Origin of the sequence: Hymenobacter nitidus (assembly GCF_020447315.1) — a bacterium.
Taxonomy (GTDB): Bacteria; Bacteroidota; Bacteroidia; order Cytophagales; family Hymenobacteraceae; genus Hymenobacter; species Hymenobacter nitidus.
In genome coordinates, this window is sequence record NZ_JAJADQ010000012.1 from 38,381 (window position 1) to 49,470 (window position 11,090).

An 11,090-nucleotide genomic window follows, 5' to 3' on the forward strand; every position below is an offset into this window, starting at 1 on the left:
TACCACCCGGGCTGATGGCAGCAAGTCGTTACGTCGCTTTAATACCCCTTTATATTGTTGGCAGGCCTGGCTATTCTAGGTTGCCGCCGCCGTTTACTGCCTCGGGTGCATACGGGCATGAGTGCTGTAGCTGTAGTGCGCGGCCCACCGGCAATGAACTGAGCGGGAAGTTCTGCTGGTTGTTGCTATTTCAGAAAAAAGCGGAAACTGCCCGGCCTTAAGTAGGCGACTACACTGTGTCTTTGTCCCGCGGGAAACTAGAAAACATTGATAGCCAGCAGGCAGCCCTGGTGCGTCGCCAACGAGCAGATGTGAGGCTTGCCTGAGCCCAAGGATTCTGCTTTCTTCAGGAAAGAAACCAGCGTTTGCCGACTGGTTTCTTCTTAAAAAATGGTTTCGCTTCGAGGCCGCCCCGGCAATTGCCAGGTCCCGCGCCTGCCGTCCCGCGCCATTTTTCGCCCAATAGACAGCATTAACCGCCAGCCACTAGCGCCGGCCTATACTGACGCTTACGGCGCACCCCCGACCATAGGTCCGGGGAAGGTAGCTGCCCGCGTAGTCGTGCCTCTGTTACTTCCGACTTCCTACCTGCTTCTGACCTGAAATCGACCACCCCGTCTTCCCGACGGTCCGGGTATGCTGCTCCCGTGGTCTTGGCACCACACTAGGGGCAGCGGTTAGATGACAACAAAGCCCGCCGCTGAAATCGTGTTGACTTGTGCGCAGGTAGGTATACCGTAGTACGCTTCACCCTTCTTAATTCTCTGCTTATGAAACGCACCTTCCGCGCGGTCGGGCTCCTGGCTCTGGGCCTGCTGCTGAGCCCGTCGCTGCCTGCTCAAAAAACGTCCGGGCCCGCCGGGCCTGCTGCACCGACCACCGCCGCCAACGACCCCAAAATGCAGCGCTTCATCGATGAGCTGATGCGCAAGATGACCTTAGAGGAGAAAATCGGCCAGCTCAACCTGATTACTGTCGGCTTCGACGTGACCGGCCCGGTCGTCAGCAAGGACGTGGATGCCAATATCCGCAAGGGTTTGGTCGGTGGCGTGTTCAATACCTACACGCCGGTGGCCGCGCGCAAGCTCCAGGACATGGCCCTGAAGGAGTCGCGCCTGCATATTCCGCTCATCTTCGGCTACGACGTTATCCACGGGCACCGCACGATTTTCCCGATTCCGCTGGGGCTGTCGGCTACCTGGGACATGGCAGCCGTGGAGCGCAGCGCCCGGATTGCGGCCGAAGAGTCGGCGGCCGACGGGCTGCACTGGGTGTTTTCGCCCATGGTCGATATTGCCCGCGACCCGCGTTGGGGCCGCGTGGCCGAAGGTGGGGGCGAAGATCCTTACCTGGGCAGCCAGATTGCCCGCGCCATGGTGCGCGGCTACCAGGGCACCGACCTGAGCAAGAACAACACCGTCATGGCCTGCCTCAAGCATTTTGCCCTGTACGGCGCCGCCGAAGCCGGCCGCGACTACAACACCACCGACATGAGCCTGCCGCGCATGTACAACGAGTATCTGCCGCCCTACAAGGCGGCCATCGAGGCCGGCGTGGGTTCGGTGATGAGCTCGTTTAATGACATCAACGGCACGCCGGCCACCGGCAACAAGTGGCTGCTAACCGACTTGCTGCGCGGGCAGTGGGGCTTTAAAGGCTTCGTGGCCACCGACTACACGGCCATCAACGAAATGGTAGCCCACGGCGTGGGCAACGATGCCCAGGTGTCGGCCATGGCTCTGAATGCCGGCGCCGACCAGGACATGGTGGGGGAGATATTCCTGAAAAACCTGGCCCAAAACCTGAAGGACGGCACCGTGAAGCAGGAAACTATCGACCTGGCCTGCCGCCGCATTCTGGAAGGCAAGTACAAGCTGGGCTTGTTTCAGGACCCCTACCGCGGCGTGAGCGAGAAGCGCGCCAAGGCCACGATGATGAAAAAGGAGTTTCTGGACGACGCCCGCGCCATTGCCTGCAAAAGCTTTGTCCTGCTCAAAAACGATAACAACGTCCTGCCCCTGAAAAAGGCTGGTACCATTGCCTTGGTCGGCCCACTAGCCAGCCGGCAGCGCGACCTGATCGGGAGCTGGAGTGGGGCCGGCGACTGGAAGCAGGCTGTTTCGGTAGAACAAGGAGTGCGCAACGTAGCGGGCAGCGGAGTGAAAATCGTAACGGCCCAGGGTGCTAACATCACCGACGACGCCCAGCTCGTGGAGCGCCTGAATGCGTATAGCGGCGACATTGTGCCCGACAAACGCTCGTCGGAGGAAATGATTCAGGAAGCTGTGCGCGTGGCCCAAGGTGCCGACGTGGTAGTGGCCGTGGTGGGCGAGTCGCAGGGTATGACCGGGGAAGCCGCCAGCCGCGCCGACCTGGGCCTGCCCGGTCAGCAGCTGGAGCTACTGAAAGCCCTGAAGAAGACCGGCAAGCCGCTGGTGGTCGTGCTCATGAACGGGCGGCCCCTCACCCTGAGCTGGGAGCAGCAGAACGCCGATGCTATCCTGGAAACCTGGTTTGCGGGCAGCCAGGGCGGCAATGCCATTGCCGACGTGCTCTTTGGCGCCTACAATCCCTCGGGCAAGCTCACGGCTACCTTCCCGCAGTCAGTGGGGCAGGTACCGCTCTACTACAACCACAAAGCCACCGGCCGGCCCTTCGACGCCGCTGACCCCAAGGAGCGGCTGACCAAGTACAAGTCTCGCTACCTCGACGTGAGCAACGAGCCGCTTTACCCGTTTGGGTTTGGCCTGAGCTACACCACGTTTTCCTACTCCAAGCCTACGCTGAACACGTCTACGCTCAGCGCCAGCGGCGTGCTGGAAGTAAGCGTGACGGTGAAAAATACGGGCAATTACGATGGCGAGGAAGTAGCACAGTTGTACCTGCGCGACGTGGTAGGCTCGGTAACGCGGCCAGTGCGGGAGCTGAAAAGCTTCCAGAAAGTGCTACTTAAGAAGGGAGAAAGCCGCACGCTCACTTTCCGCCTGACAACCGAAGACCTTAAGTTCTACAACAACGACTTGCAGTGGGTAGCTGAGCCCGGCGACTTTCAGGTGTTCATCGGCCCCAATTCCCGCGACACCCAGGAGGCGTCGTTTCGGCTGGTAGAAGGCACGGCGGCTAACTGAGGTCTAGCTGACCATCCTTGACATTCAACACAGAGGGCGTGCCCCCCCGCGGAGCACGCCCTCTGTGTTGAATGTCAACGGGCGCATTATTTATTCACGGCCACGGGTGAGGAGCGGAAAAACTGAATCTGGCCCGCTTGGCCATTGTCGCCCATTTCACTGGCAATGTACAGGTCGCCGCTGGGTGTGAAGGCCAGGCCCTCAGGCTGGGGGAAACGCTTGCGCGGCAGCTTCTGCACGGCCAGCAGGCTGCCCTGGGCATCCAGCTCCACTAGGGCATTGCCGCTGGCGGCCAGCACGAATACATGGTGGGTAAGCGGGTGAATAGCCACGGCCGAGGGTGCAAACCGGTTGATGGTATTACCCTGGCCCTGGCGGCGGTCCAGGGCAATAATGTCAGCCACATCCAGCACGAAGGCGGGTTTGGAACTGGCCTGGTAGGTTTTGGGGTCGAGGCGGTAGAGGGCCCGTTTCTGGTCGGGCTGGCCCACGCCGGCCACACCCTTGCAGGCCACCAGCAAGGTTCCGGTGCGCGGGTCGTAGGCCAGGCCCTCGGGGTCGTTGGCGGCCGTCAGCCCGGTGGCGTAGGAGGTGGTCGTGCCCTTATCCGTGTACTTGAACAGCATCCCGTCGGCGCGCAGCACCAGCCAGGCGTCTTTCAGGCGGGCCAGGTCCTCGTAGTCGCCCTGCTTGCCAAATTTCAGCGTCGATTCCACCTGTTTGGTGGCCGCGTTGTAGATGTAGATGCTGCCCGTCTGATCTTCCACGCACCCCAGGCGCTGCCCCGCCAGCAGTGCAATACCCGATATTTCCTGCAGCTCCTTGGGTAGCGTATAGGTGGCGCTGGGCTGCTCCAGATCATAAGCGGCCGGCGGCGCTTCAGCGGGAGTAGCGGCGATACTGACAACCAGAAAACTGGCTACTACACAGGCAGGTAGGTTTTTCATAGCAAAGAGCGAAAAGGCGGGACAGACAGTATTCTTTCAACGCAGGCAACCCTATGAAGTTGACTTCACGTAGGCACGAGCCCAAACCGGCCCTTGCGCTGGGGCGGTATTTTTTCGGCACCGGCATGCGACGATTTGATGCCCGGTCGTTGTTCACGAGCTGAGCCGGCGCGTGCGGATGGCAGATAGTCTGCCGCGTTTTTTACCGTAACCCGGCGAACTTCATCTGCCTTGCCTCCAGGTTGCGTCCTTTGTTGTTCAGTCTTCTCGTTCTTTTCAGCTGTATGCCTATTTCCTTTGCCCGCACTATTGCCACTCTGGTTCTGTGGACGACTTCCTTTGGACCGGTCCTTGCCCAGGTGACCCCGCCCACCTCACCCGCGCCCACCGATACGACTCGGAAGTATGAAAACCCGGCGGGTGTGTCGGGGCAAGCCAAGCAGCCCTGGTACAAGAGCAAACTGGTGAAAGCCACGGCCGTACCGGCCCTGCTTATCACCTATGGCGCCATTCATGCCAACAACGGGGGATTTTATACCAACGAGCAGGCCAACCGGGATATTCACAAGCTGTTTCCCGGCTACCGCACCCGCCTCGACGACCTGCTGATCCTGGCGCCCTACGCCGAACTGGGGCTTGTGGCGCTGGCCGGCGTCGAGTCGCGGAGCGACCGGCTGAACCTGCTGCTGGTCGTGCTGAAAAGTGAGGCCATTATGCTGACCAGTACTTTCGCGGTGAAGCACTTAGTACAGTCGGAACGGCCCGACAAGTCCGACAAGCTGTCTTTTCCCTCGGGCCACACGGCTCAGGCTTTTCTGGCTGCCAGCATTGTGCACACCGAGTTTCGCGACCAAAGCCAGTGGTACGGCGTGGGGGCCTACGCCATTGCGACCAGCGTAGCTGCCCTGCGCATGATGAATACCAAGCACTGGCAGAGCGACGTAATAGCCGGTGCCGGCTTCGGTATTCTCTCGGCCCACCTGGGCTACCTCACTCACCGCAACCGCTGGGGCCGTCAGCCGCGCCTGCCCAAAGGCATGGGCTTTTCGCCTACCTGGCAAACCGGCTACACGCCCACCGGCAGCCTGGCCGGCGCCCCGGGCCTGCGCTTCACCTGGCAGCTGCAATAGGCAGCGGAAAGTGGCGCTGACTATACCTCATAAAAAACGGCCGCCCCGGAAGGAGGCGGCCGCTTTGCTTATGGCATAAGCACGCGTGTCCTTAATCGGGTTGAACTGTTGCTAGATGCTCAGCCGGAACAGCGGACCTTTGCCTTTCAGGGATGATTGCCGAATCACCAAATCGCCGGACAGCACGTAGGTGCGGGGTTTGAAGTTTTCCTTGAGCCGTACCTGGTCCAGAAACAGACGAGCGGCTTGCTGGCCGATGCGGTAGGGGTGCAGGTCTACGGTCGTCAGGGCCGGCTCGATCATGGAGGCCAGAAACTCGTCGCCGTAGCCAACCACGGCAATGTCTTCCGGAATGCGGATGCCGCGCTGCTTCAAGGCCTGAATTACATCCAGGGCGTTGGTGTAGTTCACCGCGAAGATGGCGTCGGGTGGCTCGACCAGCGCCAGCCACTGGTCCAGGGCCGCCACTGCCGACTCGGAGCGGAAGTCGGTGTTGATGCGCAGCTCTTCCATGGGCTCGATGCCGTAGTGGTGCAGCGCGTTGAGGTAGCCGCCAATGCGCTGCTTGCTAATGAGCAGCGCATCGGGGCCAGCCAGGATGGCAATGCGCTGACAGCCTTCCAGAATCAGGTGCTCGGTTACGGCGAAGGCACCGCCCCAGTCGTCGAGCATCACCTGGGCGCTGTTCACCTCGTTGCACACCCGGTCAAAATGTACCACCGGAATTCCGCGGCAAGCATCGGCGCGCACGTGGTCGAAGTTCTCGGTTTCGCGGGAGTGGCAGATCAGCAGGCCATCGACGCGGCTGGCAATCAGGGCCTGCACGTTGCTCACCTCCGTCTGATACGATTCCTTCGACTGGCAGATCATCACACGGTAGCCCGATTCGGCTGCTACCTGCTGAATGCCACTAACGGCGGTGGCGAAAAAGGGGCGCTCAATGTCCGGAATCAGCACCCCGATGGTATAGGTCTCACTGCTTTTCAGGCTTTGGGCCAGCAGATTGGGCTGGTAATCGAGCTGGCGGGCCACTTCCAGAATGGCCTGGCGCGTGTTGGGGCTGATGTCGCTGTGTCCATTCAGCGCGCGTGAAACGGTGGAGGAGGCCACGCCTAGGGCCTTGGCTACGTCGCTGATGGTGGTTTGGTGGCGGCGGCGCTCAGGCACTGCTGCCGATTTTTCTTCCGTGAAGTGGTAGTCGCAGGCTTTGCAGAAGAACCGCTGCCGGCCCCGGATGAAGCCGGCTTTCATGACATCGTCAGCCAGCTTGCATTTAACGCACTTTATCATGGTGAATAGTATTTTTTAACAATAAGCCGGGTGGGAGGGTAGCAGAGCGGGTGGCTTACCGTTTCATTATTCGAAGATAATGTACTAAATATTTTTCGTGCTATGCCAGAGCAAAGATACCTATCACAAACGTTTCCGGAAACGTTTTCGGTATTTTTATTTCGAAATCAGTTAGTTATGGCGGTTTTTGACTTGTTTTTGATAGGTCTACCTACCTTATCTTTAAGGACCGGATACGCACCGATAGCTATTTCCGGCTTGTATTGCTCAATGGCCGCACCAGCCGAGGAGTATACTGAAAATTGTATTTTTTGTTCTGCTCTGCTATGCTTCACACCATGCGCTGGTTCGGCCCCCACGACCCGGTTTCGCTTTTCGATATTCGTCAGGCAGGATGCGCCGGTGTGGTAACTGCTTTGCATCAGCTGCCGGTCGGGGCAGTATGGCCCGTTGAGGAAATTCGCCGCCGCCAGGAGCTGATTGAAGCCGATAACACGCGCTACTCGCCCCTGCACTGGGCCGTGGTTGAGAGCCTGCCTGTGCACGAAGACATCAAAAAAGGCCGACCCACGCGGGCGGCTTACATTGATAACTATAAGGAGTCGTTGCGCAACTTGGCCGCCTGCGGTATTCGCACCGTGTGCTACAACTTCATGCCCGTGCTCGACTGGTCGCGCACCAACCTGAGCTACGAGCTGCCCGATGGCTCGTTGGCCCTGCGCTTCGTCTGGCAGGACTTTGCTCTGTTCGACCTCTGCATTCTGAAGCGCCCCGGCGCCGAAGCCGACTACGAGCCGGAAGTAGCGCAAGCCGCCCGTGCGCAGTTTGCCCTAATGAGCGCCGAGCAGATAGCCGAGCTGACCAACACCGTGTTGCTGGGGCTGCCCGGTTCGGAAGAGGCGTTTGAGCTGGCCGGCTTCCAGGCTCTGCTCGATGAGTACGCCACCATCGACAGCAAGGCGTTGCGCGCTAACCTTTACTACTTCATTCAGGAAGTAGGCCCCGTGGCCCAGGAAGTTGGCATCAACCTCTGCATTCACCCCGACGACCCGCCGTATCCGCTGCTGGGCTTGCCCCGGGTAGTTAGCACCGAGGCCGACCTGGCCCAGCTGCTGGCCGCTTACGACGCACCGGCCAATGGCCTCACGTTTTGCACCGGCTCCTTGGGCGTGCGCCCCGACAACGACTTGGCCGGGGTGGTGCGCCGCTTTGGCTCCCGCATCCACTTTGTGCACCTGCGGGCTACCAAGCGCGAAGAAAACCCGCGCAACTTCCACGAAGCCGACCATCTGACCGGCGACGTGGATATGTACAGCGTCGTGCGGGAATTAGTGCTGGAAGAGCAGCGCCGGGCCCGCACCGGGGAAGGTAATGCATCCTTGCCCATGCGCCCCGACCACGGCCACCAGATGCTCGACGACCTGAAAAAGAAAACCTACCCCGGCTACTCCGCCATCGGCCGCCTACGCGGGCTAGCCGAGCTGCGGGGCCTGGAGCATGGCATCCGCCACGCCCTGGCCGCCGAAGCGCACGTAGCCGCCCGCCTCACTTCCGAGGTTTTGCTGGCCAGTCGCTAGCCTCCCATTTCGCTTTCCGCCTTTCCCACCCCGCCCATGTTTCTCCGCCACCTCTTGCTGTTTCTGTTCTGCTGCGCTGCCGCTCACCCGAGTGTGGCCGACGACGGATATCGGCTGTGGCTGAAATATGACCTGATGGCCGACAACGGTCTGCGCAAAGACTACCAGAAAGCTACTGGCTTTATTGCCGGGACGGGCAACTCTCCCATTCTGAAAACGGCGGCCGAAGAGCTGCAGCAAGGCCTGCAGGGGCTGCTGGGCCAGAGAGTACCAGTACTAGCCGGCGCCGAAAAGAGAAAAGGCGGGGTCCTTTTTGTTGTAGATGCTACCGCAAACGTTTCCGGTAAGCCTCTGGCCAAGGATGGCTACCGCATTGCCGCGCAAAATGGCAACGTGGTAATTACAGGCAGCTCAGAGTCAGGGGTGTTGTACGGCGCGTTTGCCCTGCTACGCCAGATCCAGACCCGCCAGCCGCTCAAAAACATCGACCTGAGCAGCAGCCCCCGAATTCAGTATCGCCTGCTCAACCACTGGGACAACCCCAACGGCACCGTGGAGCGCGGCTACGCGGGCTCCAGCATCTGGAAATGGTATGAACTGCCCGAGCGCCTCGACCCCCGCTACCAAGACTACGCCCGCGCCAATGCCTCTATCGGCATCAACGGCGTGGTGATAAACAACGTGAATGCCAGTGCCCGCTACCTCACGCCCGAATACATCGGAAAAGTAGCCGCGCTGGCCTCCGTGATGCGGCCCTACGGCATCCGGGTGTATATGTCGGTGCTCTGGGCCGCGCCCAAAGTCATCGGCGGCCTCACAACTTCCGACCCGCTCGACCCCAAGGTAAAGCAGTGGTGGACGGCCCGCACCGACGAGATTTACCAAGCTATTCCCGACTTCGGCGGCTTTCTGGTGAAGGCCAACTCGGAAGGGGAGCCCGGCCCCCAGGATTACGGCCGCGACCATGCCGATGGCGCCAATATGCTGGCCGACGCCCTGGGCAGTCACGACGGTATTGTGATGTGGCGCGCCTTTGTCTACAAAGCCAACTCCGACGGGGACCGGTTCAAGGAAGCCTACCAGGAATTCAAGCCCCTTGATGGTCGCTTCAAGCCCAAAACCCTGGTGCAGGTCAAGAACGGGCCGATTGACTTTCAGGCTCGGGAGCCGTTTCACCCGCTCTTCGGCGCCATGCCCCGCACCCCGCTGGTGCTGGAAGTGCAGCTCACGCAGGAATATCTGGGCTTTGCTACCCATATGGTGTACCTGGCGCCCATGTTTAAGGAAACCCTCGACGCCGATACCTACGCCAAAGGCAAAGGCTCGACGGTGGCTAAAGTAATTGACAGCTCGGTAGATAACCACCCCATTAGTGGCATTGCTGGTGTGGCCAACATCGGCTCGGACCGCAACTGGACCGGCCACCCCATGGGTCAGGCCAACTGGTACGCCTTCGGCCGCTTGGCTTGGGACCACACCCTGACGTCGCAATCCATTGCGGAAGAGTGGACACGCATGAGCCTGACCACTGACGCGTCGGCCGTGCGCACCATTGCCGACGTGATGGTGAAGTCGCACGGCATCTACACGCGCTACACGATGCCGCTGGGCCTGCACCACATCATGGGCCAAAGCATCCACTTCGGCCCTGAGCCCTGGCTGGCCAGCAGCGCCCGGCCCGACTGGACGTCGGTGTACTACCACAAAGCCGATGCCGTGGGCCTGGGCTTCGACCGCACCGCCAAGGGCAGCAACGCGCTGGGCCTCTACCGGCCCGAAGTGCAGCAGCTCTGGAACGACCCCAAAACCTGCCCGCCCGACTACCTGCTCTGGTTTCACCACGTGCCCTGGACCCAGCCGCTGAGTACCGGCCGCACCCTCTGGAACGAGCTCTGCACCCGCTACTACACCGGCGCCGACTCCGTGACCTGGATGCAGCAGCAGTGGGCCGCGGTAAAGCCCCAGATTGACCCCGAAATCCACGCCGATGTAACGGGCCGCCTGCAAACCCAGCGCAAGGAGGCACTCTGGTGGCGCGACGCCTGCGTGCTGTACTTCCAGACCTTCGCCAAGCAACCGATACCCGCACCGTTCAGCCCACCCGAACGCACCCTCGACGACATCAAACGACTGGTAATGATCTACCAGCTTCGGTAACGACCTGAATTTCAAAATTTTATTGTCATGAAAACTTTGCCGTACGTGAACGGTCACGCCGTTCATACCAGCAGTATTACGCACCAGAACAGCTTTTCCCTGGAAGGGCGTCTGGCTTTGATTACCGGCGGCGGTAGTGGTATCGGTTTGGCCATTGCCCAGAGCATGACCCACGCCGGCGCCCACGTCATCATCACCGGCCGCCGCGAAGAAGTACTGAAGGAAGCTGTGGAAGCCCTAGGCGAATCGGCTCAGTACATCGTGAACGACATTTGCGACCTGGCCTCCATTGAGGACATGGTCGAGCAGCTCGAAGCCACCCACGGCCCTCTGGACGTGGTGGTGAACAATGCCGGTATCAACCTCAAAAAACCCGCCCTGCAGGTAACCGACGAAGAATTCAACAACATCCTGCACACCAACCTGAACTCGGTGTTCTCCCTAACCCGCGCCTGCGCCCGCCGCATGGTGGAGCGGCAGCGGGGCGTAATTTTGATGATTTCGTCGATGGCCGCCTACTACGGTATCGATAGGGTAGTGGCTTACGCCGCGTCCAAGTCGGCGGTGGAAGGCATGGTGAAAGTACTGGCCTCCGAGTTTTCCGGCGACAATGTGCGCGTGAATGCCATTGCCCCGGGCTTTATCGAAACTGAGATGAGCCGCAAGGCCATGAACAACGACCCCGACCGCCGCGACCGGGCCATGCGGCGCACGCCTATGGGCAAGTTTGGCCAGCCCGACGACATCGGCAACGCTGCCGTGTTCCTGGCCTCTGATGCCGCCCGCTACATCACCGGCGTCTCGCTGCCCGTCGATGGCGGCAACTCGATTGGCTTCTAATTTCAAGAAATTTCAAAAACA

7 protein-coding genes are annotated in these 11,090 nt (G+C 60.4%); 5 read left to right on the plus strand and 2 right to left on the minus strand.

Translation table 11 applies throughout. From position 1 onward, the window contains the following. Positions 1–770 precede the first annotated feature (770 nt). Positions 771–3,128, plus strand: a complete 2,358-nt coding sequence (bglX, locus tag LGH70_RS19730) for a beta-glucosidase BglX (protein ID WP_226189294.1) — start codon at positions 771–773, stop codon at positions 3,126–3,128. Positions 3,129–3,214: 86 nt separating this feature from the next. Here the strand turns inward: bglX and LGH70_RS19735 are convergent, their stop codons facing one another. Further along, entirely contained in the window at positions 3,215–4,075 is an 861-nt protein-coding gene (locus LGH70_RS19735) for an SdiA-regulated domain-containing protein (protein ID WP_226189297.1), read from the minus strand. A gap of 284 nt (positions 4,076–4,359) precedes the next feature. On the opposite strand from LGH70_RS19735, the gene LGH70_RS19740 reads away from it, so the two are divergent. Beyond that, positions 4,360–5,205: a phosphatase PAP2 family protein gene (locus LGH70_RS19740; protein WP_226189299.1), complete on the plus strand. Its 846-nt coding sequence runs from the start codon at positions 4,360–4,362 to the stop codon at positions 5,203–5,205. A gap of 111 nt (positions 5,206–5,316) precedes the next feature. Here LGH70_RS19740 and LGH70_RS19745 read toward each other — a convergent pair whose 3' ends face one another. Beyond that, positions 5,317–6,495: a LacI family DNA-binding transcriptional regulator gene (locus tag LGH70_RS19745; protein WP_226189302.1), complete on the minus strand. Its 1,179-nt coding sequence runs from the start codon at positions 6,493–6,495 to the stop codon at positions 5,317–5,319. Positions 6,496–6,821: 326 nt separating this feature from the next. Here LGH70_RS19745 and uxuA point away from each other — a divergent pair, with 326 nt between their 5' ends. Genes uxuA through LGH70_RS19760 form a run of 3 tightly spaced genes read left to right on the plus strand, consistent with a single transcriptional unit; the run spans position 6,822 to position 11,069 of the window. Further along, a complete protein-coding gene (gene uxuA / locus LGH70_RS19750; RefSeq protein ID WP_226189304.1) occupies positions 6,822–8,072 on the plus strand; it encodes a mannonate dehydratase in 1,251 nt (416 codons plus the stop codon). Between the two features lie 36 nt (positions 8,073–8,108). Beyond that, positions 8,109–10,229, plus strand: coding sequence for an alpha-glucuronidase family glycosyl hydrolase (locus tag LGH70_RS19755; RefSeq protein WP_226189306.1), 2,121 nt, complete (start codon positions 8,109–8,111; stop codon positions 10,227–10,229). A gap of 27 nt (positions 10,230–10,256) precedes the next feature. Continuing rightward, positions 10,257–11,069 carry an SDR family NAD(P)-dependent oxidoreductase gene (locus LGH70_RS19760; RefSeq protein ID WP_226189308.1) on the plus strand — a complete coding sequence of 271 codons (813 nt, stop codon included), beginning with the start codon at positions 10,257–10,259 and terminating at the stop codon, positions 11,067–11,069. Positions 11,070–11,090 lie beyond the last annotated feature (21 nt).

Coding starts and splice junctions, on each gene's coding strand:
- bglX (WP_226189294.1), top strand. CDS start 771: ATGAAACGCACCTTCCGCGCGGTCGGGCTCCTGGCTCTGGGCCTGCTG.
- LGH70_RS19735 (WP_226189297.1), bottom strand. CDS start 4,075: ATGAAAAACCTACCTGCCTGTGTAGTAGCCAGTTTTCTGGTTGTCAGT.
- LGH70_RS19740 (WP_226189299.1), top strand. CDS start 4,360: ATGCCTATTTCCTTTGCCCGCACTATTGCCACTCTGGTTCTGTGGACG.
- LGH70_RS19745 (WP_226189302.1), bottom strand. CDS start 6,495: ATGATAAAGTGCGTTAAATGCAAGCTGGCTGACGATGTCATGAAAGCC.
- uxuA (WP_226189304.1), top strand. CDS start 6,822: ATGCTTCACACCATGCGCTGGTTCGGCCCCCACGACCCGGTTTCGCTT.
- LGH70_RS19755 (WP_226189306.1), top strand. CDS start 8,109: ATGTTTCTCCGCCACCTCTTGCTGTTTCTGTTCTGCTGCGCTGCCGCT.
- LGH70_RS19760 (WP_226189308.1), top strand. CDS start 10,257: ATGAAAACTTTGCCGTACGTGAACGGTCACGCCGTTCATACCAGCAGT.